This is a genomic window from Fibrisoma limi BUZ 3, assembly GCF_000296815.2.
GTDB classification, from domain to species: domain Bacteria; phylum Bacteroidota; class Bacteroidia; order Cytophagales; family Spirosomataceae; genus Fibrisoma; species Fibrisoma limi.
Genome location: NZ_CAIT01000007.1, coordinates 609,983 through 636,446, shown reverse-complemented (window position 1 = coordinate 636,446; position 26,464 = coordinate 609,983). Strand labels below are relative to the sequence as shown.

Below are 26,464 nucleotides of genomic sequence, written 5' to 3'. Positions count from 1 at the left end.
AACGCTAATGAACCAGTATCTATTTATAGGGCTATTCCTGCTGACTGGATACGTTGCTGCGCAGTCAAACACGACGCAGCACCAGCATCACGAAGGCCACTCAATGCCGACCGAGAATCGCCCGGCGGTAAAAGAACCGTCCGGCGACTTGAAACCGGATTCGGCCGCTCACGAAACCCATAGTGAACAGCCGGGCAACGGCACCATGGGGCAAAGCATGGGGATGATGATGAGCCATCTGTACTCGCGGAATCTGCCTATGAATCGTAACGGTTCCGGTACGAGCTGGCACCCCGACAATACGCCCATGTACGCTTACATGCTGCATACCCGCCAGGAAAATGGCCAGGGGTGGATGTACATGCTTCACCACAGCATCTTCATCCGACATACCAATCAGAATTTTAATAACCCCGGTAAACGCGGACGGGATACGCAGTTCGACGCCCCCAACTGGGCGATGGGTATGGCCCAACGGTACGTAGGCAGGCGAGGGCTGTTTGCCGCCAAAGCGATGCTTTCGCTTGATCCGCTGCTGGTGGGTGCAGATGGCTATCCACTGGTGTTTCAATCAGGAGAGAGTTATCAGGGACGCAGGCTAATTGATCGCCAGCACCAGCACGATTTGTTTGCCGAGCTGTCCGTAGGGTATAGTCATGCGTTTAGTCCGCGTTCGGATGCGTTCGTGTACGTTGGCTTTCCCGGCGAGCCGGCTTTAGGGCCACCTGCCTTTATGCACCGGATTTCGTCGTTCAATAATCCAGATTCGCCCCTCGGCCACCACTGGCACGACGCTACGCACATCACCTTTGGCGTCGTAACGGCGGGGTACCGGTTAGGCATCGCGAAAGTGGAAGCGTCGTCATTTACCGGCCGCGAACCCGACGAAAACCGGTTGGGTTTCGATCGTCCCCGCTTTGATAGCTATTCGTTCCGGTTGTCGGTGAATCCGTCCCCCTCGCTGGCGTTACAGGTATCGCATGGGTTTCTGAAAAGTCCCGAAGCCGCTGAACCCGAGGAGGACGTCAATCGCACCACGGCATCTTTATTGCACAGCAAACCCTTGGGTAACTCGCCCGATCGTTATGTGGCCTCCGCTTTGGTGTGGGGTATGAACAGTCACGACGGCCTGCACGAAAACGCATATCTTGCCGAAACTAGTCTGCAACTGAACCGAGTAGCGCTGTATGGTCGTTATGAGAACGTATCGAAGTCACCCGAAGAGCTTGATCTGGAAGGAGATGTGCCTGGGCAGACGCTGCTGACGATCAATAACCTGACGCTGGGAATGAACTATCGGCTCATCCGGTACGCTATGACTGACTTGGTGGTTGGGGCGCAGTTGACCGGTAGCCTACCTGAGAAATCGCTGCAGGCTATTTATGGTACCATGCCATTATCGGGACAGATTTACCTGCGGCTGACACCGGGTGTTCTGATGATGGGGAGGCAGTCTGGTGGTACCAGCCGAATGGGGAGCCACGGGCACCATATGAATTAGTATTTCGTTCTATATTTACCGTAAAGCACACAAACTATGTATCGTAAACCATTTCTGACTCTTCTGACCGCCTTTTTTTTGCTGGGAAACCTATCGTTTGCTGCCGGTTCGTTGAAAGACGACGACAAGGACAAAGAGGTGAAGATCAAAACATCGGCCGTATGCGGCATGTGTAAAGCCCGGATCGAACGTAACCTTTCGTTTGAAAAGGGCGTTAAGGAAGCGGCCCTTGACGTGAAATCGAAAGTAGTTACGATCAAATACAATCCGAAAAAAACGGATGTGGCCAAGCTAAAGGCAAACATCGTTAAAACCGGGTATGATGCTGATGAATTACCCGCCGACGAGGTTGGTTATAACAAACTGCCTTCCTGCTGCAAGAAAGGTGGAATGGACCACCAATAAGCGAGTTCTATATGACAAAAAAGCCGTTCAGTGTCGCTGAACGGCTTTTTTTGTCGTGTTGGGATATGGCTCAGTTATTTTCCTGGCGTGACAATGGAATGTCTGAGTCGGAGTGAACATTCGTTGAAAAAACGGTAGACATCCGTAAACCAGCCTGTTTGTTTAGCACGTGCTGTTGACAGATCGGCCATCGTATTGTTGTCCATCTTAAAATATAAGATCTGATCATCTTCGGCTCGTACGATAGCCATAGCATCGTTAGGGCCAACCTGGCGATTCGCTATCAGGTTGCTCAAGTGCCTCTTGGCATCTTCCAGCGTATTCGTATAAGTAAAGGCAGGCGTCTGGCCGTTATAATGAATGGCGATGAACTGATTCATGGGTGGGTGTTTGAGCGTTTGATTGATGATGCAATATTACAGGAGCAGGAAGAGGTCGTAATTAATGATGAATTAAATTCAGGAGGTTGTAGGTTAATTGTTAATTAAAGGAGTGGTAGTCAACGTAATAAGTAGATTAGTGATAGCGGAGCGGCTAAAATAACTACCGGATAGCAATTAAATAAACGGGTTGGAGATTGTAGACTTCTTTTAAGTCATTTGTGTTTTTGAGAGTTATCTTATCAAGCTGGATAACATACCGATCGCCGGTTTGAGCCTGGGCTGCCAGTGAAGCAATGGAGCCTCTGCCATTCGTTAAGGTAACGTAATCGACGCGTCGGGTGTCACGTACCAGACTAACAACCACATCGCCGATTACTACGCTGGTTTGAGAGCTACGGGGAGTTGCGTCGGCGAGCTTTCCCTGCCAGACCATCAGCGTGTCGAATTTACTGGCAAATACGTTGTGCCGGTTAAAAGCAACTGTCCGATTGTTTAACGTCAGCAATAGCTGCGGTTTAGGCGGCTTACCAGCCTGGGTAGGCGCTTGCTGGGCCAATGTAGTAGCACTAAGTAGCAAACAAAGCAGAAGCGAACCGAGTGTTTTCATGATATTTGCTGTTAGTGTTTACAACGTAGTAACGCAGTCGGAACTATATTATTAGTTAGGGCTGTGTTTTTGATTGACTAATCGCTTATGGTGTTTCACAATACACTATCGTTTGCTCAGGAGCTTGATCGCACCGATCCGTTACGTCACTTTCGCGACCGGTTCTATATCCCGGAACGTGATGGTAAATCCCTGGTTTATTTCTGTGGAAATTCGCTCGGCCTACAACCCAAGGCTGTCCGTGAAGCTGTGAACGCAGAACTTGCTACCTGGCAACACCTTGGGGTTGAGGGGTGGTTTGAGGGCGAAACACCGTGGTTGAGTTTTCATGCTACCTGCAAAGAAGCCCTGGGGCAAATTGTTGGTGCAGCGCCGTCGGAGGTATGCCCCATGAATGCGTTGACAGTGAATCTGCATCTTCTGTTAGCATCGTTCTACCAGCCAACGCCAGCTAAATATAAAATTCTGACCATTGCCGGCGATTTCCCCTCCGATCAATACGCCCTCGAAACGCACGTTGCATTCCGGAACCACCTACCCGCCGATGCGATCATTGAAGTAGCCCCCCGGCCGGACGGTCTGATTCATACATCCGATATTCAGCGGGCCATTGCCGAGCATTGCGAATCCCTGGCACTGATCTGGCTGAGTGGACTCAATTACTATACAGGCCAGGTTTACAACATGGCGGCCATCGCCGAAACGGCCCGGCACTACGGTATTCCGGTTGGGTTTGATCTGGCCCATGCAATTGGAAACGTACCGCTTCGGCTACACGACTGGGGTGTCGACTTTGCAACCTGGTGTTCTTACAAGTACCTGAATGGCGGGCCGGGGGCTGTTTCCGGAATTTTTGTGCATGAGAAACACCATGACCAGAATCTGCCCCGGCTGGCGGGCTGGTGGGGCTACCAGGAAGAAAACCGGTTTGCCATGACCAAAGGCTTTGTGCCGATGCGCGGAGCCGATGGCTGGCAACTTAGTACGCCCAACATCGTGGCGCTGGCCATGCACCGGGCTGCGCTATCAATCACCGCCGAAGCAGGAATGCCCCAGTTGCGCCGGAAAAGCGAACAACTAACCGGCTTTCTGGAACACGTGCTGCTGGATGCCGGATTCGGGCGTTCCGATGAGGCTGGCTCCTTACCGTATCAAATTCTGACACCTGCTGACCCGAACCAGCGCGGTTGCCAGCTATCCTTGTTGGTAAAGGCCAGCGGGAGGGCACTTTTTGATCGATTGGCGTCAACCGGAATCATCGGCGACTGGCGCGAACCCGACTGCATCCGACTGGCCCCCAATCCGCTTTACAACACGTTTGAAGAAGTATGGCAGGTTGGGGAAACCTTACGAAGTTCCTCCGTCGGTTGACGACAGATTGGATTCGTCTGGGCGCGGTAATGCCGTCAGGTCCGGCAACTGCTGTTTCGTGAATGCATAAGAGCCCTGGAAGATTTGCCGGATAATGATCTCAATCTGTTCCCAGGCCGCATCATCGTCCAGATCAAGGCCAAACGGTTTCTTTTGCTGCTGCTTGAAGAGCGTGAGCGTAATCATGGCGCTATGCATAAACGTAGCAAAGGCCACGCCATACGGAGTCTGAATGAGGTCGCTGATCTGTTTTACAACCGTTGCCAGGTGCTGCTCTCGTTCGGCAAATACATTGGGCGGGTATTCTTTGCTCAACAGGGCAGCCTTCAGCAATTCCTGCGCTTTGGCATCCCCCCGAAACCGTCGGTACTCGTTGATGAAATAGTCCGCACAATAGTTGAAGATTTCTTCCAGCGACGCGTTGCGCAGCCGCTCTATGTCAATTGTGGGCGACGTCAGGTTGAGCTGCAACTGATGGACATACGCATCAATCAACCCCTGGAGCCCACCGAAGTATCGGTAGATTAAAATCTTGTTTACACCCGCACGGGCGGCAATTCGGTTGATCCCAATTTTTTCATAACCTTCTTCGGTAATCATATGGCCTACTGCTTCAATAAGGCGCTGTTCTGTTTGTGCTCGATCTCGTTGCATTGATCAGGAGTGCAATTGGAACGTTATATTAACGCAACAAGTGGATACATATCAACCGAGATTTAGTGAACGGACCAAATCCTATGATAAAACATTCATTAGGCGTTATAGTCTACTTTGTAGATAATTATAGTTCTGGTGATTCGCCTACAAATCGGACGTTTCGCTTCAGCCCTTCGAGTTTGGTTCGTTTGACGGCCGATCGGCGGAATACTTCCCGAAATACTTCGTCGGTTATCTCTTCCCAGTCCTTTCGGGAAAAAGTAGTCAAGTCAGGGTGGGGGGTAAATTCGGGCGTCTGATGCGGGCGGGCAAAGCGGTTCCAGGGGCATACGTCCTGGCAGATGTCGCACCCGAACACCCAGTTATTGAACTTGCCCCGAACATCGTCGGGCAGAGCCTCTTTCAGTTCAATCGTAAAATAGGAAATGCATTTACTGCCGTCTACTACATAGGGCGCAACGATGGCGTCGGTAGGGCAGGCATCAATGCATCGGGTGCATGTACCGCAGTAGTCGGCGATAGGGCCATCCGGTTCCAGATCGAGATCCAGAATTAATTCGCCAATAAAAAAGTAGCTGCCGATTTCGCGATTGATCAGGTTGGTGTGTTTACCGACCCAGCCGAGTCCGGCACGTTTCGCCCAGGCTTTATCCATTACCGGGGCCGAATCGACGAAGGCCCGCCCGCCAACTTCACCGATTTCTGTCTGGATGAACGCCAGCAGGTCTTTCAACTTGTCTTTTATGACAAAGTGATAGTCAGTTCCGTAGGCATACTTCGACAGTTTGTACGCATCGTCGTCTTCGGGAAGCTGCTGCTCCGGATAGTAGTTGAGCAATAAAGTGACTACAGATTTCGCGTCGTCGACGAGCAATCGGGGATCGAGCCGCTTGTCGAAATGATTGGCCATGTAGTTCATCTGGCCGTGCATTCCGTTCTTCAGCCAGGTTTCGAGCCGGGGTGCTTCGTCTTCCAGAAATTCCGCCCGGGCAATACCACAGAAGTCAAAACCCAGCGCAAGGGCTTTGTGCTTAATCAGTTGCGTGTATTGGACGGCCGCCGTATTCATTTGTTGTTGTCTTGTGTTGATTAAACGGAAATTCGACCGTAATAAATTCGGTTTGGCAAAAGAATCTGCGCAAATGAACCTGCCAGCTTGTCAGTAGATGCGGTTTTGGCAACTTTATTGCGCATCTTTGCTCATGGATTTCTGGAAGAGAAAGAAGCGTTCTTTTATGGAAAATAAAGACATTTTGGACGAGCAATCGTCTGTCAATACTGAACAACCTGACAACGTTACCGAAGAAACAACTGCCGCTGAATCGAATACCCCTACTACCGATGAGGCCGTAACGATCAATGGCGGAATGGCCGAAGAAGCACAATCGGATGAAGCGTCGGCTAGCGATGCCACTGCTCGCGAACTTGCCGAATTGAAGGACAAGTACGTACGACTCTACGCCGATTTTGAAAACTTCCGTCGGCGCACGGCCAAAGAAAAGCTGGATCTGATTGGCGACGCCAATAAGGGGTTGCTGCTGGCATTGCTGCCGGTGGTCGACGATTTTGAACGGGCCATGCAGTCGCTGGAAACTACCTCCGATGTTGCTGCGTTGAAAGAGGGGATATCCCTGATTTACAACAAACTCTATAAAACGCTGGAAAGCAAAGGCCTGAAGCCGATGACGTCGAAAGGAGAGCCTTTCGATGCGGATCTGCACGAGTCCGTGACGCAGTTTCCGGCACCCAGCGAAGACCTCAAAGGCAAGGTGATCGACGAGATTGAAAAAGGGTATTACCTGAATGACAAGGTAATTCGATTTGCAAAGGTTATTATAGGCAGTTAATAGAATGGGCGAATGAGTGCATGAGCGATTTAGTGAATGGGATAGCTGCACCCGACTGTAGTGATCCAGGCATATATTCACTAACTCACTCATTCGCTCATTCACTCATTGACAGATATGGCAACGAAACGTGACTATTACGAGATACTGGGCGTTGATAAGAATGCGTCGCCGGAGGATCTGAAGAAGGCTTATCGGAAGATGGCCATCAAATACCACCCGGATAAGAACCCGGACGATCCGACCGCCGAAGAGAAATTCAAGGAGGCTGCTGAAGCCTACGACGTACTGAGCGACCCTCAGAAGAAAGCACGCTATGATCAGTTTGGGCATGCGGGTATGGGTGGAGCGGCCAGTGGCGGCTACGGCCCCGGCGGCCCGACAATGGAGGATATATTCAGCCAGTTTGGCGATGTGTTTGGCGATGACTCACCGTTCGGCAGCTTCTTCCGGGGAGCGGGCGGACCGGGCGGGCAGCGGCAGCGCGTCCGGCGGGGTTCTGACCTACGCATTAAGCTGAAACTGAATTTGCAGGAAGTTGCCAACGGTGTTGAGAAGAAGATTAAGGTAAAACGCCACGTGTCCTGCACAACCTGCGGTGGCAACGGCTCCCGCAACGGTACGGCCGTGCAGACCTGTTCGACCTGTAATGGTACCGGGCAGACCCGCAAAGTGGTGAACACGATGCTAGGGCAAATGGTATCGACCAATACCTGCCCAACCTGTAACGGCGAAGGTAAAATTGTTACTGAGCGTTGCGACGTCTGCTTCGGCGAGGGCCGGGTGTTGCAGGAAGACGTAATCCCAATCAAGATTCCGGCGGGCGTAGCTGAGGGTATTCAGCTCTCTGTGGGGGGCAAAGGAAACGTACCACCGCGAGGGGGCGTGGCGGGTGACCTGCTCATTGTCATCGAAGAGGAGGAGGACGCCGACCTGAAGCGCGACGGCAACAACGTTGTGTTTGACCTGTATGTCAGCTTTGTGGATGCGGCTATCGGTACCAACGTAGAAGTGCCAACCATCGACGGACGCGCCCGCATTACGCTGGAACCCGGTACACAGAGTGGTAAAATCCTGCGCCTGAAAGGGAAAGGTATCAAAGAACTCAACGGCTACGGCCGCGGTGACCAACTGGTTCATGTAAATGTCTGGACGCCCAAAACGCTGTCGTCCGAGGAACGGAACATGCTGGAAAAACTACGTAATTCACCAAACTTCCAGCCCAAACCGAACAAGAACGAGAAAGGTTTCTTCGAGAAAATGAAGGATTTCTTTCACGGTTGATTAGAAGAGATAAGTAACAGATGATAAAAGCCCTTATGCGCTATGTATGAGGGCTTTACGTTTATATTGTCAGGCCCTAAAAGAGGTTGGCTCTCATTCAGTCAACTTATGCATAAACAAGCCGTTAAGCCTACCTCCAGGAGCCTCATCCGAAAGTGTAGTCTAGCCTTCAACCGTAAGGTCGTCCAACTGCCCTCGAGGAGTTATGGGTGGCTGATATTACGCACCTGCTGACTGGTGAGTGATGTCTACGCCAAATAGATTATGGGCTATGAGGTCTGTCAGAATATGGTAGCCAGCTCTTCGGTGAAAGCGCTTAAAGTGACCTTGGCTAATCGATGCCATGAACGAACCATCATTCACCATAAAGTATACTATGCGAAAGGGATATCCGCAAATTCACCTTTAGCTACTCCGTTACGACCAGGATCCGTTGGAAATCCTTTGGCTTTGTTGTACAGAGCAATCAGCACATGCCCCTGATTAGTTCGGAGATTGGTAACTTCAACCTGAATGGTTTCGGTATCCGTGTTGCTGAAAATGGCCATAGCAGCCAGCACAAGTATAGTCTTCATGGTAGTGTGTGTAGTGACTGCTAAGGATCAATAGGATAGAGCAACAGTCTTGCGGATATACCCGGACTGCTCAGTTTCGTGCAACAGGAAGTGAGCCAGATCAGCTCTGGATAAATCCTTATCATCCGCAAAGTTCCCGGTAGCCGATATCCGGTATTGTCCGGTTAGTGGTCCATCTGTCAGATAAGGAGGGCGGACAATGGTGTAGTCTAAATTGCTGGTGAGTATGTTTTTCTCCAGAATACGCATGTCTTCATACATCTTTTCCAGAAAAAGAGGTTTGAAGATATATTTGAAGAAAAAGCCATCGTTAGGCTGAGGTTCAACCCCTGAAGACGTCACAGCTAGCAGGCGTTTATGACCTGTTTCCTGCATGGCCTTAATCACATTAGTACCCCCGATGGAGTAAAGGCCTCTGGGTTTACGTGCCTGCCAGATACCCGAAATGCCAAATACCGAAACCACTACATCGGTGTCCTGCATTAAGGAAGTCAGTGAAGACACCGTAAATACGTTTCCGGCCTGAATGACTAGATTAGGGTGATTAATGGTAAGGTTCTCCGGCGTACGGGCAAGGGCTTTAATGGTATGACCATTACCGAGTGCCTGCTCGAGAAAGGAGAGACCAGTTCCTCCGGTTGCTCCTAAGAGTGCAATTCGCATAGGTTGTCGTTACAGTTTATGTCGATACAACATTATTGTATTAATTTTGTTCCAAAAACAACAAATTTGTAATAAATGAATGATGGCACGGATCAACTCATCGAGCTACTGATGCTTTGGAAGCAGTATCGGCAGGAGAAAGAAGACGGTGATTCTATATCATTTGCCAACTGGTTGCTGACTCAACAGAACAAACCGAACCCTGTAGGGCTTTATACAGAAGATATTAAGCAGTTTGTGTCCAATGAAGCAAAATCAGATCTGGACAATGCCGCATTGAGTATGCTATGGGGGCAGGTTGATAATTACCGGGCAATGATATTTAAAAACAGCCTGCGGGATTTAGACTTGAATGGAATCGATGAATATACGCTGCTACTGTACGTTGAACTTTATAAAACGCCGAGTAAGAAGGACTATGTGAAAGAGTCACTGCTTGAGCCAACCACCTGTTTTGAAATGATCAGGCGCCTGCAACGAAAAGGGTTTATTTTCGAAGAAGTAAATCCGGCCGACCGACGTAGTACACTAATGCGGATTACCCCCTCTGGAAGCCGTGTGCTGCAGGAAGCCAAAAACAGGCTTATTGCAATAAACCGGAGTATGTACAATCACCTGAACGAATCGGATAAGCAGATGCTTATTGACGAGTTAAAACGGATGATTACTACGGTTGCCAACACACTGCAAAGCCTACAGCAAAGTGATTGAGCGTCATCGCCCCGAACTCTATACAGTCGCGCCGTTACTCTGATCAGGGTACAGCTTGCTCAACTAGAATTAGGGTTCGTCCACGAGGTGACCACGTGAGCCCTACTAACTAAGGGCAGTAAATAACACGTCGACTCATCCACATATAATATAACCCGACCTTCATGCTTAGTTTTTTAAGCTCAGGTAACTGCTCTTCTCGCTGTTGAGCAATAGCCTGAGGATCTTGCTGATTGGCGGTCGCTTCGGCGATCCGATTCTGTCGGCTCCAACCTGTTTTTTAGAATACGTCCTATTTAAGAACGGGTATAACTGACCCTCGGTGGTCCGCCACCCAAATAACTTACGGATCACATCATTGACCCGCAGGCGATTACATGTAGCAATCGGCATGAGTTCTCAAAGCTTTTGAGATATACCTTTGGGACGAAGTGCTGTTTTAAATCGCTTGAATGTAACAGCGTATAACTTAAACATACGTGAAATTTAGGTCATACAACCCTACGAATTGATGCAAATTGGCTTCTATTTGTACCTTATTCTATTATTATGATGGTGACTTCTGATAATTAGAAGGTGTTCAATTATTTCACGGTTGATTAAGATAAATAGAATTAATGAAAGCCTTGATAGTCACTATTGAGGCTTTTTTATTTTTAATAAGCCATTCTTTAATTTAGAAAGTTGATAGCCATTATTGCCTGAACTTTACGCTTGTTTATCCTAACCATTTATGCACGAAACCTTGTTACTCTGCCTGGCATTGCTGCTGGCTGTGTCTGTTTTTGTCATCCTGGGTCAACGGCTCCGCGTTCCAACTCCTATCTTTCTGGTGCTGGGGGGACTAGCGATTAGTTTTGTGCCCGGCATTCCTCGTGTTGAGATTAATCCCGAACTCATCTTTCTGATCTTTTTGCCGCCGTTGCTCTACGAAGCGGCCTGGTTTACCTCCTGGAAAGAGTTCTGGCGCTGGCGACGTATTATTATGGTTATGGCGTTTGGCCTGGTCATTTTTACGGCTTCTGCCGTTGCGTACGTATCGTCCGCCATGATTCCCGGCTTCACGCTGGCGTTGGGGTTTCTGTTGGGCGGCATCATATCACCTCCTGATGCTGTGGCTGCTACGTCCGTGTTGCGTAATATTAATGTATCCAAGCGGGCGATCAGTATTCTGGAAGGAGAGAGCCTGATCAATGACGCATCCAGCCTGATCGTGTTCCGGTTTGCGGTGGCCGCGGTTTTGTCCGGAAGCTTTGTCTGGCAGGAGGCCGCTACGGATTTTGTGCTGGTTACGGTGCTGGGGGTAGGAGTTGGCCTGGGCGTGGGTGGAGTGTTCTATGTGATCCACCGCTGGTTGATCGCGTCGACCCGTATCACAATCCTGCTGACGCTCATGACCCCGTACATTATGTACCTCGCGGCTGAACAACTGCATGTGTCCGGCGTGATGGCGGTTGTCAGCGGTGGCTTACTGCTCTCTAATCAGAGTCACCGGATTCTGAATCATACGACGCGGATTCAGGGAACAGCCATGTGGTCGACGCTTACTTTTGCGATGAACGGTTTAGTGTTTATCCTGATTGGGCTCGAACTACCGGTTATCATCAACGCGTTGGGCGGCTATTCAAAATCCGAGGCTATTCTGTACGCACTGGCGATCAGTGTGTTGGTTATTGTGGTTCGATTGGTCGTAATCTTGTTCTCGTCCTGGTTCACCTGGGTTGTGGGTGGTGTAATTCCGGTAGCTGATCGTAATCCGGGCTGGCGCGGACCAATTATTGTTGGCTGGGCCGGTATGCGTGGGGTAGTGTCTCTGGCGTCGGCTCTGTCTATTCCGTTGCTGCTGGCCAATGGACAACCGTTTCCGCACCGAAACCTGATTCTGTTCATCAGTTTTGTGGTAATTCTGGTAACGCTTGTTTTTCAGGGCTTAACACTACCCCTGATTATTCGCTGGGTGAAATACGAAGATCCGGATCACCGGATGCCTGAAGAAGAGCAGGTATCAATGATTCGGTTGAAGGTGCTGAAAGTGGCGCTCGACCGGCTGAATAAACAACACTCGCTGGAAATCCTGAATAACGAACTGGTCGGTAATCTGAAGAACCGGCTTGAAAGCGATCTATACCTGACATCGCAACACCTGGATTCGTTGGAATGCAATGCTGAACAGGTAATCCAATACAATCAGATTTTGACGGATGTGATAGCTGCCAAGCGTCATGAGTTACGTCGACTGCGTCGAAAGCAGGAGTTCGATGATGAAGTAATCCGCAAGGAAGAAGCCCGGATCGATCTGGAAGAAGAAAAGATCGATCACCCAATACACTAATCTCCGTAGATAATAAAAAGCCCCGACCACGTTTGCAGTCGGGGCTTTTTGGTGGTAATCTCAGCTATCAGCCAAAGGCATTGATGTGCTTCTGGAAGATAGCCTCAAACTTAGTCGCTGCTGCTGTTTGCTTGGCTTCGCGGCAGGCTTCGACAATGGTTTGCAGCGTGTACAGATCCGCGTCGGGATTGCCGAACCGCCCCTGACCCGACCGCACGTACGTCAGGTTCTGGTCGGCGCGGGTGGCCATTGTATTGGCAATATCAAGTGCCTTTTTGGTTTCGCCCACGGCAAAGAGGAAGCGAACGTAATTCGACGAAATCTGGTCGTACGGAATACTCTTATCCGGCATCACCTGTAGGGAGTAGTTCAGTACTTCGCGGGCTTTGCTTTCCTTGCCTTCGCGGATTAACTGATCGGCCAGACGGAAGAACGCAATCCGGGCCGAAATGGCCGGGGGACCTTTGTAGGTTTCGTCGTAATACACAGTCGGGTTATCCAGACCGCGCCAGAAGGTTTTCTTCATCATGTTGTTGTACATGATGTCGGAGTTGACGTACCCATCCGTGGCCCCGGGGATCGCCACCGGCATCAGACGATAAGCGTACCCTTCCAACTGCATATAGTTTTTCAGGTTCAGGTAGTTATCGCTGGCCAGGGTGCTGGAGAAGTAAATCGGACGCTGCCAGTTGTTCGTCGCGATCATATCCAGCATGATCAGGTCGGGCTTGTACAGGTCTTTCTTCCCGATGGTCCACTGCAGCGTATCCTTCACGAACGGGCGCAGGTTAGCCGGAACAAAGTTTACCTTGTCAATCGCGGCCTTATCGAGCGGCATGAATAGCACCGACGACGGCAGAATGCTGGTCATATCGCCCGTTGTGAGCGGTACCTGCACGGCCGGGCTATTGGTTTGAATCAGGTTGATGTACTGCTTCAGGTCAATGCCGTTTTTCACGCCCGCCACTTCGTAGAACGGGATGATGTCATTCTTACCCTTGTTGAACTGATCGAACTCGAGCGAGATTGGCAGTGCTTCAGATTCGTAGGTTTTCCGCTTCATCTGCTGGATGTACCACTCCGTTCCGAGCAGGCTGAGGTTACACACCCGTACGTCGCGCCGGAAACCTTCTACTTCCTGAACGTACCAGAGCGGGAACGTATCGTTATCTCCACCGGTAAACAGAATAGCGTTCGGGGCGCAGGAGTTCAGCAGGTTCTTCGCGAAATCGACCGAATGATACCGGTTTGAGCGGTCGTGGTTATCCCAGCTTTTGGCACCCATCATAACCGGTATCAGCAGGCATAAACCGACAACAAGGCCGTTTCGCATGGTATCGGCTTTCACGTACTGCCGCAGCCCTTCGGCAATGGACATCACGCCCAGACCGAGCCAGATGGCGAAGAAGTAGAACGAACCGACGTAGATGTAGTCCCGTTCGCGGGGCTCCGATGGGGGCGAGTTCAGGAATACCTGCAGCGCAATCCCCGTAAAAAGAAACAGCAGCCCGACAATCAGGAAGTCGCGCCGACGCCGGAAGTACTGGAACACAATGCCGAACAGCCCCAGCAGGAACGGCAGCATATAGAAATTGTCGCGGGCTTTGTTGGCCTTGAGCAGGTCAGGTACGTTATCGTTCGAGGACCAGGGCAGCAGGTAGCCGGCACCTTCCTCGTCGCTTTCCCGACCGGCGAAATTCCACATCAGATAGCGCCACCACATATGACCGAGCTGATAGCTGAACAGGAACTCGAGGTTGTCGCCCATGGTTGGCTTCTGCCCTTCGGCCAGGCCGAGCATCTGGCGGTACAACTGCGGGTGGTTCTGCTGGTTGCTGTATACGCGGGGAAACAGCATCTCATCGCCTGGCTGGTAGATATACTCCGGCTGGTGGTCGAACACGACGTACTTGTTGCCTTCTTTCTTCCAGATAGGAGCCCCTTCTTTCTGGTCGATGGGCCGGGCAGTAAACACCGGGCCGTAGATCAGCGAACGGCTACCATACTGCTCCCGTTTCAGGTACGATAGAAAGTTCAGGGCATCGTCGGGGTTGTTCTCGTTAATGGGTGGGTTGAAATCCGCCCGAACCAGTACCTGCATATACGACGCATAGCCGATCAGCACGAACGCCAGCGCCAGCAGCGAGGTGTTCAGGATGGCCCGCTTCTGACGTACTGACCAGATGATGCCGTAGGCTACGGCGGCCAGGAATACGACAATGAAAAATGTCATACCGGAGTTGAACGGCAGCCCGAACGTATTGACAAAGAGCCGCTCTACCGCGAAGGCCATACTGGGCAGACCCGGAATGATGCCGGAGTTGATGATACCCAATACGACGAGACCAATTCCAAAGGCAATGGCTCCCCCCCAGAAGGTTGGCTTGGCTGTCTTCTTGAAATAATAGATCAGCGCCAGTGCAGGCAGCGTTACCAGGTTCAGTAAGTGGACACCGATGGACAGACCCGTTAGGTAAGCGATGAAAATCAGCCAGCGGTTAGCGGCTGCTTCGTCCGTGATGCGCTCCCAGCGGAAGGCGGCCCACACGACGATGGCCGTGAAGAACGACGACATCCCGTACACTTCGGCTTCGACCGCCGAGAACCAGAACGTATCGGAAAACGTATAGGACAGCGCCCCAACGGCACCGGAGCCAATGACGATGATTTTATCCGCCAGCGTGTAGTCGTCTTCAGCTTTGCCCAGCAGTTTCTGAGCCAGCATCGTAATGGTCCAGCACAGGAACAGGATCGTAAAGGCACTCGCCAGAACAGACGCCATGTTGACCCAGAACGCTACTTTGGCCAGATCGCCGAGAGACATCAGAGAGATAACTCGTCCGAGCAGCAGGAAGAACGGCGCTCCTGGAGGGTGCGGTACCTGAAGCTTGAACGCACACGCAATGAACTCACCGCAGTCCCAGAAACTGGCCGTTGGTTCAACGGTCATGGCGTAGGTCAGCAGCGCCACCGCGAAGGTAAACCAGCCTGTGAGGGTGTTCAGGCGTTGGAATGATTGCATACAGATAAAATAGTTAAACGAAGGCTATCGTAGTATAAACATTGCCCAAAATTAACAAAAGAAAGCCCCCGCCGGGCAGGTGGGGGCTGTTAAAGTTTGTTAAGGCTCAGGACTGCTTAATTCGCTGCGTACACCTCTCCCCGTGCGGCCTTTACGGTGTTCTGCATCAGCGAGCAGATCGTCATCAGCCCAACCCCCCCGGAACGGGCGTAATGTAGCTGGTCCTTGGCGCTACTTCGTCGAATTTAACATCGCCTTTGAGGGCAAAACCACTCTTCTTGGTGGCATCCGGTACGCGTTCGAGCCCTACATCGATCACCACCGCACCTTCTTTTACCATATCGGCCGTAATGAACTCCGGACGCCCAAGGGCGGCAATCAGAATGTCGGCAGAACGGCAGATGTCGGGCAGGTTCTGCGTCCGGCTATGCGTGATCGTAACGGTGCAGTTGCCTGGATACGTGTTACGTTGCATCAGAATGGACATCGGCAGACCGACAATCTGACTGCGGCCCACCACAACGCAATGCTTACCGGCCGTTTTGATGTCGTAGCGCTTCAGCATTTCCAGAATTCCCTGTGGCGTGGCCGAGATATAAGCGGGTAGCCCCTTCGCCATGCGACCAATGTTGATTGGGTGAAATCCGTCGACGTCTTTGGCCGGGTGAATGGTTTCCATCACCTTGTCGGCGGAGATGTGATCGGGGAGGGGAAGCTGCACGATCAGCCCGTCCATATCGGGGTTGTCGTTCACTTCGCGCACTGCGTTGAGCAGCTCGTCTTCTGAAACCGTATCGTCAAAGCGAATCAGGGTCGATTTCATGCCTACTTCCTCGCAGCTTTTCATCTTGCTGGCGACGTAGGTTTCGCTGCGGCCGAGGGTACCGACCAGTATGGCGACGAGGTGCGGAATTTTGCCGCCCTGTTCGCGAATCTGTGCGACTTCGGCCGCGATTTCCTGTTTAATCTGTGCTGAAAGTAGTTTGCCGTCGAGGAGCTGCATGAGTATGTCGTTGCGTTCGTAGCGAAATCGTCGCGTCTTGCGGTAAAACGTTTTCACCGCCAAGACGCGAAGGATGGCGCAAAGGTCGCAAAGGATTGGAAACTACCCATACTTTTCCTGCCACTCCTTTTTCATTCGCTTGTAATCGGCATCTTCCCGCGCCTGCAGGTACTTACCGTAGAAAATCCGGGCGCTTTCGGCCTTGACGGGGTCTTCATCCCGAGGGAGCTGGTCACGGCCGTGCGCTCCGGAACGACCCTTCTGATCGGCGGGTACGGGGCCGTCGTATTTCTGGCCGGTTCGGTGGTTGGCGTAGCGCCTGGAGCGGGTGTATCCCATTTGCAGAAATTTCCTGGCCATGTCCATACCGATGAAGTCGCCATTGCCCTTATAACTCAGAAAAAGCTCGTAGATTTTTTCGGATGACTCCCGGGCAATTTCGGGCGTTTTGAATTTCCAGTACGGTAGTATTTCTGACTTATAGGGCTCTACGAGCAGTACACCCTGTTCGCCTTTCCCAACGCGGTATAACTCAGGATGCTCGCGCAAATTCAGGCTCCGGTAGTCGAGATTATAGTTGAAAGCTTTATCAGCATTAGCGTTTGCCATAGGTCGTTGCGGACGAATTGTTCGTATGATAAACTAAGTTTGGTAACTTTCGTCAAAAACAAAGCGGTATGATCTGGCATAACGAACCGGCGAACTGGTCGGAAGAGGGTGATGTGGTGCAGGTACGGGTTGAGGGCGGCACCGACTTCTGGCGCATTACCCACTATGACTTCGTTCGCCACAACGGCCATTTTTACTACAAAGAACAAGCCGGCGATTTTGTGGCCAGCGTGAAAGTGACCGGTCAGTATGCCGACCTCTACGATCAGGCTGGATTAATGCTCCGGCTTGACGAACAGCAGTGGATCAAAACCGGCATCGAATACGTTGAAGAACGCCAGAACGTGAGCGCTGTTGTAACCCGCGAATTCTCCGACTGGTCGGTCAGTCCGCAGGACCACAATCCGCCAACTGTTTACCTGCGCCTGACCCGGCAGGGCGATGCCGTCCGCATCGATTATTCGTTCGATGACTTTGTGTACCACATGCTTCGGATGGCCTATTTCCCGCCCACCATTCCGGTGCAGATCGGCCTGATGGCAGCCGCGCCCGATGGCCGGGGTTTCAACGTAGCGTTCGAGCGGTTTACGGTGCTGGATATTTCGTGAAACGTAGCAAGTGCCGCTACAGAGCTATTGCTTGATTATTCGAAAGGTTCGTTTTCTGTTGCCGGCTTGCGCCTTGAGAATGTAGACTCCGGCCGGATAGGATGCCATCGGGATAATGCGGGTACCTGCATTTTTGATTGGCGTTTCCTGTTGAAGTATGTACTGGCCATTTATGTTTGTCAGCGTTAATGAAAGGGTATCCGCTTCGCAGGCAAACACACTCACCCGAATATTATCGCTGGTTGGATTTGGAAATACGACGGCTTCCAGTACCGTTTCATCATAAGACTGCCCGAAAACTTCAACGGTCATCTTGGCTTTACCAGGAACAATGGTGCCATAGCCGCAGGTCGGTGTATACACATCCAGCAAACAGTATTGCTGAGAGGTGTCTACCTGCGGGCGTATCACATGCGTCGTAGTGGGAGCGCCGAAGCCGTCCACGACGCTGAAGTAGGCGCTGGCCAAGGCGTACCGAAACGGTGGAATTCCTGTAAAATTGATCACTATAGTTGCTGAATCGCCTTTGTTAAGCTTCTGATCAGCACTACTGATGAAGGCCGTTACGGGTGGAGAGATCGCAATAGGGTAGGCCGTTGACGAACCCACTACCGCTGGACTGCTCGAAGTGACTCGCATTCGGTACGTACGACCGGTTGACTGATTAGCGGGTAGCGTAAAACGGAATTCTGGACGAGCACCCGGGGGGTTAGTGACTATGGTTTGGTAATTCTGACCCGTCGAGTCAGATAATTGCAGGGCGAAAACATTATCGGCGTTGAAACTCCCAATTGGTTTAAAGCTTACGATGGATTCTTTTGCAGCGCATAACGTATTGAAGTTGCTTGTGTAGTCGATGTCGATTGACGGGTTGGTACGTGGTGTAACAACCACAGTGGCTTCGCCCGAAACAGTCCCATTGCCGCATTGGTTCGAAACCATGTTCAAGCGGTAGGTGGTCGTCTGTGTTGGCTTAACTTCTACTGTGCCTGTCTCAAAAAAACCTTTGATTAGCTGGCCATTCGAGAATTGAACACTTCTTTCGAAGCCTCCACCCGATACAACTATCGGGATGTAGGCAGATTGGCCTGGGTAGATCGTGGTGGTGCTTGGAATGATCTGAGCCTGGGGTAATTGTGCTGTTGCTGTATTGTCAATGTCATACCGCAAAGCCGGATTTGAAGAGGTCATCGTAATCGATCCGGACACGAGCGTCGGCATCGTCGTCGGCAGGGTAAAGGTAAGTGGGCCCTGCAGTTGTTTGGTCTTGGCAAGCACATAAGTGTCGCCATAGGGGAACGAACGAAAAACAAATGTAAACACATTGTCAGCGGCAAACTCGCCAACGGTTTTATAGTTTAGCCGCATGGTACGGTTACGGCAAAGTGGATTATTATCCAGCGAAAATTGCTTGATAGCGGGTTGAAAACTAACCTCCACGCGTCCCTCGGCCGGCATGTACCCGCAGGCACTCACGGCTTGCCGTACAGTAAAAACGCCGGCCTGATAGAATGGTACGTTCACCGTACCTTCAGATTGATTGTAGGAAGAAAGGACTGTCCCATTGTTTAGCCAGATTATAGCAGGTCGGGCTCCCTCTGTAAGGGCCACTGTTCCATTACCTTCATCCCTGCTCCGATCAATTTGCAACTTGCCATCAATACCGCCCGTAAGTCGAACGCGGCCTACTTTATTGATAAATATGGAGTATTCAACATCTGATGTTGCAGACAGAACCGAATCGCCCAGCATCATAACCAGTTGCACACTATACTGACCAGTAGGATTGGGCACCGAATCAACCCGGATGGTGGCTGGAGAGACCGGGTCCAGGACGGTAAGTTTGTGCAGGACCTTTCTCCCGGGGCCAATCAGTCGGGCTTCCATCCGGGCCGCGGCCGGGAAATTACCGCGTTGTACATAAGGTAATCGCAAAATGGCGCCTTCGCAGAGGATATGGCGCTGAGAACGTGCTGACAGGTCACCAGCTGACAGGATTTCGGGTTTCATATCAGCCTGCGCTAACTTTCTGGGAATCAATATAGGCGAGCTCGGAAGAACAACGGCTACGTTGCAACCACCGGAGGCCGACACCAGGCTATACGAGGCAGGGGTTTGATTTGATACGAACACATTGGTTTCGTACGTATTACTGGTACCTTCCAGTCCGTTGGAGAGTCGGAAGGAAAACGGAGGACGGCTTTCGGAAAAGCGAACAATTAGTGTGATAGGTTGATCAGGGTAGCTATTTTCTGAATACGATAAAGAAACCGCCGTACGGCCGGTTATGGCTACGCGAACTGGTGAACTGGTCTGGCCTGTTGCCGTTGACCGGACCCTCAGCCAATATACCCCTGATTGAGCGGGAAGTTTCAGGCCAAGTTGCCCCGGCCGTACGGAACCGGTCAGATACGTATCTGACCAAACGCCTTCCTGGGCTGAATATTCGATGCGGTAGGAGGGAGTATCGGCCAGATTTGTGGCGCGGATACTAACTCGTATCGAATCCCCCGGGCAATAGTCGGCTGACGTAGTCTGTGCATAGAAGGTGGGCAACTGCAGGGCCAGCACAGAAGCTGTTGGTTGCCTGACGCGGAGTTCAACCCCGCCCGCTATCGAGCCAACCCCGCATTCGTTGCGAACCGATGTTAAGCTGTACATATTGCTTGCCTTGTCTGCACACACGTATACGAATTCATCTTCACCAGCACGTGTACGTAGCTGAACAGACTGGCCGTCAGACAACGTAGCGACAAACTGGCTGGATGTGGTAGCTGTTTCAAGTGCCAGAATGCGCACGCCCGGCCTGTCATAGGTGTAACTGGCTAGTTGAGTCGAGTAAGGCTCACTAATTTTCAAACGGGCAACAGGTGGGGCTTTGATTGTCAGCGAAAAGGTAGAGGAACGGCCTGCCAGTCCATCCGTAATAGCGGCCAGAGAGTAAGCCCCCGGTTTGAAAGAAGGAGGTATCTGTAAGCGCAAACGTTGCCCGTCCAGAATGGTGGCCGTAACACTGGTTGTGCCCAGGAGCAGGGGGATTGTTGAGCCAGTAGCTATGAGAAAGTTGGCGTGGTAATAAGCCGTAACTGATGCTCCCGTGCAGGCTTCGTAGCTGCTCAGCGAATCAAGGATGATACCGGGGCGAACGTTTACCGTGTAACTGACTGGTCCATCAATCGCAGCAAATCCGCAAATAGCAGACTGAACAGTACGTATTGTGTAAACTGTGTGTTGTGTTGGGTAGACCACCCGACTGATGGGACCTGCTGACGGGTAAGGATCATTTTCGGCGATGTACCCATCCTCAAATACCATTCGCGCATACAGAGCGTCATAGGTGCCACCTAAAATAGCCCGGCCACCATACGGAATTGTTTGAACCGGATTACTGATGGAAAAGGTGTTTGTTCGGGTAACCTGCACAAAATCATTACCTGGAATATCGGCGCGTAATTTGGGGGAGTCAGATCGGATGGAAACGTGATACTTTCCAGGTTGAATCGTACCCGGAGCCATTACATCGAATATACCCACCGACGATGTTGGCGAAACCGAGGCCCGGTATGACTGGCCGGTCGATCCCATAGTTGGAGTTAGTACGGCATACAACGTGATTGTAGCGGGTAGGGGTCTCTCAGTGACTAGTTTGATTGAAAAAGGCTTACCAGCACAAACGTAGGTTGTGCCAAATTGGAGGATGTGAACAGCAATTGGATTAACAACAGCAGCGAAGGTTTTTGGTGATACGTTGCCGATGCCGCATTGATTCGATACCTGGCTGATTTGGTAAGTAAACGACTTCTCAGCTAATCGCGTAATCTCTTTTGAGAAGTCATGAATAGTATGGGTGCTGCTATCGTTGAGCGTAACCTGATATGGGCTGCCTCCGCTGAGTTGCAGTTGAAACTTGAGTGCGCTTGACGGGTTTAATTGCAGGCTGTCTAGGCTGATCCCGTTTGGGTACAACGGGCTTTGTTGTAGTCCTTCTGTGCTGGCACTGATCAGGCCAGCGGTTGGCAAACTAAGTACATCAACCTCGATAATATTAGAGGTTAGCATCGGGTTAGTGGTAAGGACCCGAAGGGACGCTTTGCGTTCAGCCGGTAAACTGCCGGGGAGGGTTGTTTCGAGGGTGGCTGCGGCTACAAAGCGGCTACTGAGCGATTGCCAGTTTGCCCCATCAGTACTTACCTGAACAGTGAATTGATTACTGGCGGCAAATTCATTTTTTGTTTCAAGATCCAACCGAATCGGCTGGTTGCGGCAAGCCCGGCCGACACTGCTGATATAGAGCTGTTGAGCAAAACTTAGAGAGCCGGATTGAATCAGGAGTAGTGTAAAAAAAAGAAAGCGCATATGCGGTGTGAACAGATCAAGCATTGCGCGAAAATTAGATAATAAACTTTTACAAGCATGATAAATGTATCAACTATTGTTTGCGGGTGTATCAGTAACCTGATAGGAATTACGGGGCCAGCCATTGCATGGTTGTCTCGTCGCCATGGTACGTAAATCGTGCCCGGGTCTGCCCGGCGCGGCTCAGGTGCAGGTAGTCCATCGAAAGCGCCTGACATTCCACTACGGCAAAGTTGATACGTCCTGCTTCGCTTTCTTCCTGACCCGGAAGATCTTCGCCGAGCCGTTCCGGGAAGCCAGGATAAGGACCGGGTTGTTCGCTGCCCGGTTGCTGCTCCGACAGGTACGTTTTGCGACCACCGACCCAGAGTTGCTGCCACTGCTCATCGGCTACGTCATCGCTGATGTGGATGGTTGTCCGGACCACCAGCCGGAGCTGGATTTGGCGGGCGTCGTCCCAGAACAACAGCGTGGCCTGCGGGTGGGCCTGTAACTGGATTACTTTAACGGCGCGTCGGTCAGTATGGAACCAGATACGCTTCTGAACCTCATCGGCCTGCCGTAGCACAACGGTTCGGGCGTCGGCACCCTCATCCGACCGGGTGGCTAGGGTTAGTGTTTTAAAACCTGCCCCTTTCTTGCGGGTAGGCGCTGATACCAGTTGCTTCCAGGTATCGCGTTCGAGGTCAGCAAGTGTTTGGGGGATAGTGTCGATAACAACGGTCGGTTGATTGTTGGGGTTCATAGATAAATTCAGGGAGTTCGTCGGTAATGCTGTACGATCTACAACCGCCGATGTAAGTTTGTAGTTATCAATTCGGTGGAGAACGTTCGGTCTGGACACGACACCGCTACCCCTGATGTGCTACCATATTTCGCTGGCCGTTGATCAACCTGAACTGGAAAACCGCTTTAAAGCAAAGCTGGAAGCGGGCGGGTCGTCGGCTGCCGGTTCAGGCCCAAAAGCTGGCTTTCTGCCTGTCTATCACGCGAATGCATATCAGTTTCCTGCCTGGCCGATTGTAACGCGGCAAAAACCAAATACACTACGGTTGTACCATTGGGGGCTGATTCCACGCTGGGCGAAAAGTACCGAAAACGCCGACGATATCCGGAGTAAAACAATCAACGCCCGCTCGGAAAGTATCTATGAGAAACCATCGTTTCGGTCGGCTGCGCAGGCCGGTAATCGGTGTTTGATTCCGTCGACGGGCTTTTACGAGTGGCACACAATCGGCAGTAAGAAATTTCCATTTTACATCAATCTGAAGGATCAGCCGATCTTTTCGATTGCCGGCCTGTATGACGAATGGGCTGATCCCGATACGGGTGAAATCATTCCGACCTACACGATGCTGACAACCGATGCGAATCCGTTGCTGGCAGCTATTCACAACACCAAACAGCGAATGCCCTGTGTGCTGACGCCGGAGGCCGAACAGGTCTGGCTTCATGAGGAGCTGAGCGAGAAAGACGTACTGGACCTGCTGGCCAGGGCATACCCCGCCAGCCGAATGCATAGCCACAGCATCAGCAAGCGCATTACGTCGCGAACGGAGCCCAGCGACGTGCCCGAAGTACTGGCTCCCTCAACGTATGCGGAATTGGCCGACAAGCCTGAGTTGTTTGCCTGATACCTGAATACTTCCGTTTCGGCTGTTTGTGTAAATTTTCAGGATAAATCGTGCTTTAATTAATTTTAACGTTAAATCAATTGTGTTTTTTAGTGTACGAGTACATCGATTCGCACCGCTAAAATAAGTTTCTCCGACAGATCGCTTTTATGAAAAATTTACTACTTACGCTGCTTCTGGGTACATCAACGGTTCTGATTCCGAATGATGCTCAGGCGCAGTTTCCTTCGTTTCCGGGGGGAGGGGGCCAACGCCAGAACACGCCCCCGGCGATTCCCGGAACCGCAACCGACGATACGCCCCGTGGTAATGCAAAGATGACGGGTGTTGTGGTTGATTCGACAACCAATAAACCCATCGAATTTGCAAGTGTTGCGCTGATCAATCCTCAGACAAAGAAACCGATCGATGGTACGGTCTGTGACGAAAAAGGTCGCTTTACACTCAATAAACTGCCTCAGGGTGAGTTCAACCTGCTCATTTCGTTTGTAGGCTACCGTAACAAAACCCTTACCGGCCTTAAACTCGACCGGAAAGGGGCCGATCTGGACCTGGGTACTATCGTCGTGTCGCCCGACATTCGGACGCTTAAAGAAGTGGAAGTGGTTGGGCAGGCAGCCATGGTCGAAGAAAAAGTGGACCGGCTGGTGTATAACGCCGATAAGGACGTTACCAACAAAGGCGGTGACGCGACGGACGTGATGCGCAAAGTACCGCTGCTGTCGGTTGACCTTGATGGGAACGTATCGCTCCGGGGAAGCCAGAACGTACGGGTACTGATCAACAACAAGCCGTCGACCATTGTGGCCAGCAGCGTAGCGGATGCGCTGAAGCAAATTCCGGCCGACATGATCAAGTCGGTGGAAGTGATCACCAGCCCGTCGGCCAAGTACGATGCCGAAGGGTCTGCCGGTATCATCAACATCATTACGAAGAAGAATACCCTGCAGGGCTTTACGCTGAACCTGGATTCGGGCGTCGGTAACCGGGGCGCTAACCTGGGGCTGAGCGGTAACCTGCGGACGGGTAAAATGGGCTTTAGTCTGAATGGTTTCGGCCGCAGCAACTACAACGTGCGGGGCGCTTTCGAAAACGAACAACAGACCTTCGACAGCCGGGGTACCACCACGACCACGCAGATCGCGAATAGTCGGAATCAGGGCATCTTCGGTCAGTATACGCTCGGCTGGGACTACGATCTCAGCAAAAACAGCGCGATAACGGCCAGCTTGCGCTACGGTACGCGAAACAACATTCAAACGCAGGATAACCTGCTGACGCGGACGCTCGGTCCGACGGATTTCTTCCCACGTATCAATGCCCGCGACGTGAAAACCAAAGACCTGTCGGGTACAGTCGATGCGAACATCGATTACACGAAAACGTATAAGCCGCAGCAGGAACTGAGCGTTTCGGCCCAATATAGCCGTAACAATCGGAACAACGATTTCACAGCCGAAATCCTGAACGGAGGTAACCTGACGTCGATCATCGCCCGGCAGCAGAACCTGAACGACAGCTATAACCAGGAAACCACTCTTCAGGCTGATTATCAGACGCCGGTAAAAAACAACCAGTTGTTCGAATTTGGCGGTAAAGGAATTTTTCGGCAGGTAGAGAGTAGTTTCCGGTATAACTACGCCAACGGTCCGAACGAACCGTTTCAGCAGGATCTGACGCGCCAGGGCAACACCCTGAACTATGACCAGAACATTGCGGCCGGGTATCTGTCCTATACGCTGACAACAAAGAATAAGTACACGATCAAAGCCGGGGTACGCGTTGAACATACGGTTATCAACGCAAACTTCAACCGGCCGCAGCAAATTGAGCAACCCAACAGCTTGTCGACCACGACCGGCAGTACGCTCGACATTCCCGATTACACGAACGTAGTACCGAGTGTTAACATTTCGAAGGCGCTGAAAGGAGGCCGGACAATTAAGCTGGCCTACAACCGCCGGTTGCAGCGGCCGGGTATCCAGTTCCTGAACCCGAACGTCAATGCAGCTAACCCGCTCAACATTACGCAGGGTAACCCGACTCTGTCGCCGGAACTGACCGACAACCTGGAGTTCAGCAGCAGTGCCTACATCAAGAGTGTGTACGTCAACGGTACGTTGTTCTACCGCCGTACCAACAACTCGATCGAAAGCATTCGGGACACAATCAGCAGCGCCGATGTTACAAACCCGACTCTCGCTCGCCCGATCCGTACAACCTACGCCAACATTGGTCGTCAGGAAGCGTACGGTGTCAATATCTTTGGAAACGCTACGCTGTTCTCAAAATGGCAGATTGGTGGTGGCTTCGATCTGTTCTATTCGTACCTGACCAACAACAGTTCCATCCAGATCTACAACGCAACCAACTCGGGCTGGGTCGTAACGGGCCGACTGTTCACGAGCCTAAGCTTGAAAAATGGCTGGGGTGTGCAGGGCTTTGGCTTCATGCGGGGCCGCGAAATTCAGTTGCAGGGCTACCGCGGTGGTTTTGGTTTCTACAGCCTGGGGGTGAAGAAAGACTTCAAGAACAAGCGGGGTAGCTTCGGTATTGCCGGGGAAAACTTCTTCAACAATCCGTTTATAGTTCGGTCGGAATCGTCGTCGCCGATTTTCTCGCAGCGCAGTATAACCAGCCTGTACAACGCCGGTATCCGCGCCAACTTCAGTTATCGCTTTGGTAAGCTGAGCTTCGACCAGCAGCAGGGCCGTCGCCGTCGCAACGGTGGTAATGACGACCTGAAGGAAGAAGGCGGCAACGACAACGGTGGTGGTCAGCCGCAGGGTGGTGCGCCGGGCGGTGGTGCCCCCGGTGGCGGAGGTGGTAACCGCGGAGGTGGCGGTGGTCGGCCCAGATCCAGATAAGGTTACCCAGACACGTAACTAAGCAGTCA

General features: G+C 51.6%; 20 protein-coding genes and 1 pseudogene. 10 read left to right on the top strand and 11 right to left on the bottom strand.

Annotation, left to right across the window (positions count from 1 at the left end):
- Positions 1 to 7: 7 nt before the first annotated feature.
- Positions 8 to 1,501 (top strand): hypothetical protein, encoded by a 1,494-nt coding sequence (locus BN8_RS18795; protein WP_009283509.1) that lies wholly within the window; start codon positions 8 to 10, stop codon positions 1,499 to 1,501.
- A gap of 36 nt (positions 1,502 to 1,537) precedes the next feature.
- Positions 1,538 to 1,906 (top strand): heavy-metal-associated domain-containing protein, encoded by a 369-nt coding sequence (locus BN8_RS18790; RefSeq protein ID WP_009283508.1) that lies wholly within the window; start codon positions 1,538 to 1,540, stop codon positions 1,904 to 1,906.
- A 74-nt stretch (positions 1,907 to 1,980) separates the two neighbouring features.
- Here the strand turns inward: BN8_RS18790 and BN8_RS18785 are convergent, their stop codons facing one another.
- Complete coding sequence (locus BN8_RS18785) at positions 1,981 to 2,286, bottom strand: hypothetical protein (RefSeq protein WP_009283507.1); 306 nt, start codon at positions 2,284 to 2,286, stop codon at positions 1,981 to 1,983.
- 163 nt (positions 2,287 to 2,449) lie between these two features.
- The gene (locus tag BN8_RS18780) at positions 2,450 to 2,896 is read right to left on the bottom strand and encodes a hypothetical protein (protein WP_009283506.1); all 447 of its coding nucleotides are present in this window, start codon (positions 2,894 to 2,896) and stop codon (positions 2,450 to 2,452) included.
- Between the two features lie 87 nt (positions 2,897 to 2,983).
- Between BN8_RS18780 and kynU the strand changes: the two genes are divergently transcribed.
- Positions 2,984 to 4,267 (top strand): kynureninase, encoded by a 1,284-nt coding sequence (kynU, locus tag BN8_RS18775; protein ID WP_009283505.1) that lies wholly within the window; start codon positions 2,984 to 2,986, stop codon positions 4,265 to 4,267.
- On the opposite strand, the gene BN8_RS18770 is transcribed toward kynU, so the two are convergent.
- Entirely contained in the window at positions 4,244 to 4,921 is a 678-nt protein-coding gene (locus tag BN8_RS18770) for a TetR/AcrR family transcriptional regulator (protein ID WP_009283504.1), read from the bottom strand. The genes kynU and BN8_RS18770 overlap by 24 nt on opposite strands.
- Positions 4,922 to 5,048: 127 nt before the next feature.
- Complete coding sequence (gene queG / locus BN8_RS18765) at positions 5,049 to 5,993, bottom strand: tRNA epoxyqueuosine(34) reductase QueG (protein WP_009283503.1); 945 nt, start codon at positions 5,991 to 5,993, stop codon at positions 5,049 to 5,051.
- 166 nt (positions 5,994 to 6,159) lie between these two features.
- On the opposite strand from queG, the gene BN8_RS18760 reads away from it, so the two are divergent.
- Positions 6,160 to 6,771, top strand: a complete 612-nt coding sequence (locus BN8_RS18760; RefSeq protein ID WP_040006248.1) for a nucleotide exchange factor GrpE — start codon at positions 6,160 to 6,162, stop codon at positions 6,769 to 6,771.
- 117 nt (positions 6,772 to 6,888) lie between these two features.
- The gene (gene dnaJ / locus BN8_RS18755; RefSeq protein ID WP_009283500.1) at positions 6,889 to 8,055 is read left to right on the top strand and encodes a molecular chaperone DnaJ; all 1,167 of its coding nucleotides are present in this window, start codon (positions 6,889 to 6,891) and stop codon (positions 8,053 to 8,055) included.
- Between the two features lie 374 nt (positions 8,056 to 8,429).
- Here the strand turns inward: dnaJ and BN8_RS18750 are convergent, their stop codons facing one another.
- Positions 8,430 to 8,630, bottom strand: coding sequence for a hypothetical protein (locus BN8_RS18750; protein WP_009283499.1), 201 nt, complete (start codon positions 8,628 to 8,630; stop codon positions 8,430 to 8,432).
- 27 nt (positions 8,631 to 8,657) lie between these two features.
- Positions 8,658 to 9,293: an NAD(P)-dependent oxidoreductase gene (locus BN8_RS18745; protein WP_009283498.1), complete on the bottom strand. Its 636-nt coding sequence runs from the start codon at positions 9,291 to 9,293 to the stop codon at positions 8,658 to 8,660.
- 75 nt (positions 9,294 to 9,368) lie between these two features.
- On the opposite strand from BN8_RS18745, the gene BN8_RS18740 reads away from it, so the two are divergent.
- Together BN8_RS18740 and BN8_RS18730 are read left to right on the top strand one after the other, a co-directional pair.
- Positions 9,369 to 10,004, top strand: coding sequence for a MarR family winged helix-turn-helix transcriptional regulator (locus BN8_RS18740; RefSeq protein ID WP_009283497.1), 636 nt, complete (start codon positions 9,369 to 9,371; stop codon positions 10,002 to 10,004).
- A gap of 733 nt (positions 10,005 to 10,737) precedes the next feature.
- Complete coding sequence (locus BN8_RS18730) at positions 10,738 to 12,336, top strand: Na+/H+ antiporter (RefSeq protein WP_009283496.1); 1,599 nt, start codon at positions 10,738 to 10,740, stop codon at positions 12,334 to 12,336.
- A gap of 67 nt (positions 12,337 to 12,403) precedes the next feature.
- Here the strand turns inward: BN8_RS18730 and BN8_RS18725 are convergent, their stop codons facing one another.
- From BN8_RS18725 to BN8_RS18715, 3 genes and pseudogenes are all read right to left on the bottom strand, one after another.
- A complete protein-coding gene (locus BN8_RS18725; protein ID WP_009283495.1) occupies positions 12,404 to 15,358 on the bottom strand; it encodes a glycosyltransferase family 117 protein in 2,955 nt (984 codons plus the stop codon).
- Positions 15,359 to 15,474: 116 nt separating this feature from the next.
- Positions 15,475 to 16,361 (bottom strand): annotated as a pseudogene (locus tag BN8_RS18720) (bifunctional 5,10-methylenetetrahydrofolate dehydrogenase/5,10-methenyltetrahydrofolate cyclohydrolase).
- Positions 16,362 to 16,463: 102 nt separating this feature from the next.
- Entirely contained in the window at positions 16,464 to 16,970 is a 507-nt protein-coding gene (locus BN8_RS18715) for a DUF4385 domain-containing protein (RefSeq protein ID WP_009283493.1), read from the bottom strand.
- A gap of 68 nt (positions 16,971 to 17,038) precedes the next feature.
- On the opposite strand from BN8_RS18715, the gene BN8_RS18710 reads away from it, so the two are divergent.
- Positions 17,039 to 17,578 (top strand): DUF1349 domain-containing protein, encoded by a 540-nt coding sequence (locus tag BN8_RS18710; protein ID WP_009283492.1) that lies wholly within the window; start codon positions 17,039 to 17,041, stop codon positions 17,576 to 17,578.
- Positions 17,579 to 17,602: 24 nt separating this feature from the next.
- Here BN8_RS18710 and BN8_RS18705 read toward each other — a convergent pair whose 3' ends face one another.
- Both BN8_RS18705 and BN8_RS18700 read right to left on the bottom strand, forming a co-directional pair.
- Positions 17,603 to 21,934, bottom strand: coding sequence for a T9SS type A sorting domain-containing protein (locus tag BN8_RS18705; protein ID WP_192579076.1), 4,332 nt, complete (start codon positions 21,932 to 21,934; stop codon positions 17,603 to 17,605).
- Between the two features lie 109 nt (positions 21,935 to 22,043).
- Positions 22,044 to 22,679 (bottom strand): pyridoxamine 5'-phosphate oxidase family protein, encoded by a 636-nt coding sequence (locus tag BN8_RS18700; RefSeq protein ID WP_009283490.1) that lies wholly within the window; start codon positions 22,677 to 22,679, stop codon positions 22,044 to 22,046.
- Positions 22,680 to 22,794: 115 nt separating this feature from the next.
- Between BN8_RS18700 and BN8_RS18695 the strand changes: the two genes are divergently transcribed.
- Together BN8_RS18695 and BN8_RS18690 are read left to right on the top strand one after the other, a co-directional pair.
- On the top strand, positions 22,795 to 23,568 hold the full coding sequence (locus tag BN8_RS18695; protein WP_009283489.1) for an SOS response-associated peptidase: 774 nt from the start codon (positions 22,795 to 22,797) through the stop codon (positions 23,566 to 23,568).
- Between the two features lie 149 nt (positions 23,569 to 23,717).
- Positions 23,718 to 26,435, top strand: a complete 2,718-nt coding sequence (locus tag BN8_RS18690; protein WP_009283488.1) for a TonB-dependent receptor — start codon at positions 23,718 to 23,720, stop codon at positions 26,433 to 26,435.
- Positions 26,436 to 26,464 lie beyond the last annotated feature (29 nt).

What these genes read in the sequence shown, in the direction of transcription:
- BN8_RS18795 (WP_009283509.1), top strand. Translation starts at nt 8, where the DNA reads ATGAACCAGTATCTATTTATAGGGCTATTCCTGCTGACTGGATACGTT.
- BN8_RS18790 (WP_009283508.1), top strand. Translation starts at nt 1,538, where the DNA reads ATGTATCGTAAACCATTTCTGACTCTTCTGACCGCCTTTTTTTTGCTG.
- BN8_RS18785 (WP_009283507.1), bottom strand. Translation starts at nt 2,286, where the DNA reads ATGAATCAGTTCATCGCCATTCATTATAACGGCCAGACGCCTGCCTTT.
- BN8_RS18780 (WP_009283506.1), bottom strand. Translation starts at nt 2,896, where the DNA reads ATGAAAACACTCGGTTCGCTTCTGCTTTGTTTGCTACTTAGTGCTACT.
- kynU (WP_009283505.1), top strand. Translation starts at nt 2,984, where the DNA reads ATGGTGTTTCACAATACACTATCGTTTGCTCAGGAGCTTGATCGCACC.
- BN8_RS18770 (WP_009283504.1), bottom strand. Translation starts at nt 4,921, where the DNA reads ATGCAACGAGATCGAGCACAAACAGAACAGCGCCTTATTGAAGCAGTA.
- queG (WP_009283503.1), bottom strand. Translation starts at nt 5,993, where the DNA reads ATGAATACGGCGGCCGTCCAATACACGCAACTGATTAAGCACAAAGCC.
- BN8_RS18760 (WP_040006248.1), top strand. Translation starts at nt 6,160, where the DNA reads ATGGAAAATAAAGACATTTTGGACGAGCAATCGTCTGTCAATACTGAA.
- dnaJ (WP_009283500.1), top strand. Translation starts at nt 6,889, where the DNA reads ATGGCAACGAAACGTGACTATTACGAGATACTGGGCGTTGATAAGAAT.
- BN8_RS18750 (WP_009283499.1), bottom strand. Translation starts at nt 8,630, where the DNA reads ATGAAGACTATACTTGTGCTGGCTGCTATGGCCATTTTCAGCAACACG.
- BN8_RS18745 (WP_009283498.1), bottom strand. Translation starts at nt 9,293, where the DNA reads ATGCGAATTGCACTCTTAGGAGCAACCGGAGGAACTGGTCTCTCCTTT.
- BN8_RS18740 (WP_009283497.1), top strand. Translation starts at nt 9,369, where the DNA reads ATGAATGATGGCACGGATCAACTCATCGAGCTACTGATGCTTTGGAAG.
- BN8_RS18730 (WP_009283496.1), top strand. Translation starts at nt 10,738, where the DNA reads ATGCACGAAACCTTGTTACTCTGCCTGGCATTGCTGCTGGCTGTGTCT.
- BN8_RS18725 (WP_009283495.1), bottom strand. Translation starts at nt 15,358, where the DNA reads ATGCAATCATTCCAACGCCTGAACACCCTCACAGGCTGGTTTACCTTC.
- BN8_RS18715 (WP_009283493.1), bottom strand. Translation starts at nt 16,970, where the DNA reads ATGGCAAACGCTAATGCTGATAAAGCTTTCAACTATAATCTCGACTAC.
- BN8_RS18710 (WP_009283492.1), top strand. Translation starts at nt 17,039, where the DNA reads ATGATCTGGCATAACGAACCGGCGAACTGGTCGGAAGAGGGTGATGTG.
- BN8_RS18705 (WP_192579076.1), bottom strand. Translation starts at nt 21,934, where the DNA reads ATGCGCTTTCTTTTTTTTACACTACTCCTGATTCAATCCGGCTCTCTA.
- BN8_RS18700 (WP_009283490.1), bottom strand. Translation starts at nt 22,679, where the DNA reads ATGAACCCCAACAATCAACCGACCGTTGTTATCGACACTATCCCCCAA.
- BN8_RS18695 (WP_009283489.1), top strand. Translation starts at nt 22,795, where the DNA reads ATGTGCTACCATATTTCGCTGGCCGTTGATCAACCTGAACTGGAAAAC.
- BN8_RS18690 (WP_009283488.1), top strand. Translation starts at nt 23,718, where the DNA reads ATGAAAAATTTACTACTTACGCTGCTTCTGGGTACATCAACGGTTCTG.